Annotated in this window: 1 protein-coding gene and 1 pseudogene; both read left to right on the plus strand. The window is 67.4% G+C overall.

Annotated elements, in window-relative coordinates; translation table 11 throughout:
• Window positions 1–117: pseudogene (locus tag NQ160_RS23740) on the plus strand (hypoxanthine phosphoribosyltransferase); the annotation flags it as partial.
• A 131-nt stretch (window positions 118–248) separates the two neighbouring features.
• Window positions 249–1,432 (plus strand): ATP-dependent metallopeptidase FtsH/Yme1/Tma family protein (locus tag NQ160_RS23745; RefSeq protein WP_257517445.1); only part of this gene is annotated, 1,184 nt, incomplete at its 3' end.

Raw genomic sequence — 1,432 nt, forward strand, 5'->3', positions numbered from 1 at the left:
AAGTACGTGGGCTTCGACATCCCGAACGAGTTCGTCGTCGGCTATGGCCTCGACTACGCCGAGCGCTACCGCAACCTGCGCGACGTCGCGGTGCTCGCCCCGCACGTCTACGCCTGAGCCGCGGGCGGTTTAAGCCCTGGGCGAATGCACAGTCGTTCCCCGGCTGTGCCGCGATAACCTGGGGCACTGTCGCCCGTCCCGTGAGCGGGCTGCTCTCCGTCGAAAGGGACCGGGCGTCGACCCGCACCATGAACTTCAAGAAGATCGCTCGCAACCCGCTGATCTACATCCTGCTCATCGGCGTGCTGCTCATGGTCGGCTTCTCGCTCATCTCCAACCTGGGCGCAGCCAAGCAGATCTCCACCCAAGAGGGCCTCGAACTGCTCGACGGCGGCACCGTGACCGAGGTGTTGAACACCGACGGCGACCAGCGCGTGGACATGACGCTCTCGAAGCCCTACGAGGGCGCCACCGAGGTGCAGTTCTACTACGTCGAGGCTCGGGCCGACGAGGTTGTCAGCGCCGTCAACGCGGCCGAGCCGAAGGACGGCTTCGACGACGCCGTGCCGCGCGCGACCTGGTTCGACGGGGTCCTCTCGCTGCTTCTGCCTATCCTGCTGCTGGGTCTGCTGTTCTGGTTCCTGATGTCGTCTGCGCAGGGCGGCGGCGGCAAGGTCATGCAGTTCGGCAAGTCCCGCGCGAAGCTCGTGACCAAGGAGACGCCCACCGTCACCTTCCAGGACGTCGCCGGCGCCGACGAGGCGATCGAAGAGCTGCACGAGATCAAGGACTTCCTGAAGGACCCCTCCCGTTTCCAGGCCGTGGGCGCCCGCATCCCGAAGGGCGTGCTGCTGTACGGCCCTCCCGGAACCGGAAAGACGCTGCTCGCCCGTGCCGTGGCCGGCGAGGCGGGGGTGCCGTTCTACTCCATCTCGGGCTCGGACTTCGTCGAGATGTTCGTCGGCGTGGGCGCCAGCCGCGTGCGCGACCTCTTCAACCAGGCCAAGGAGAACGCCCCGGCCATCATCTTCATCGACGAGATCGACGCCGTCGGCCGCCACCGCGGCGCCGGCATGGGCGGCGGTCACGACGAGCGCGAGCAGACGCTCAACCAGATGCTCGTCGAGATGGACGGCTTCGACCCGAAGGCGAATGTCATCGTCATCGCGGCAACGAACCGCCCCGACATCCTCGACCCCGCACTGCTGCGTCCGGGTCGATTCGACCGCCAGATCGGCGTGGACGCCCCCGACCTCAAAGGTCGCCTCAAGATCCTCGAGGTGCACGGCCGCGGCAAGCCCCTCGCCGACTCCGTCGACCTCGAGGTCGTCGCGCGCAAGACGCCCGGATTCACCGGTGCCGACCTCGCGAACGTGCTGAACGAGGCGGCTCTGCTCACGGCGCGCTCGAACGCGCAGCTGATCGACATGCG

The sequence above is a fragment of the Microbacterium sp. zg.Y909 genome, from assembly GCF_024626565.1.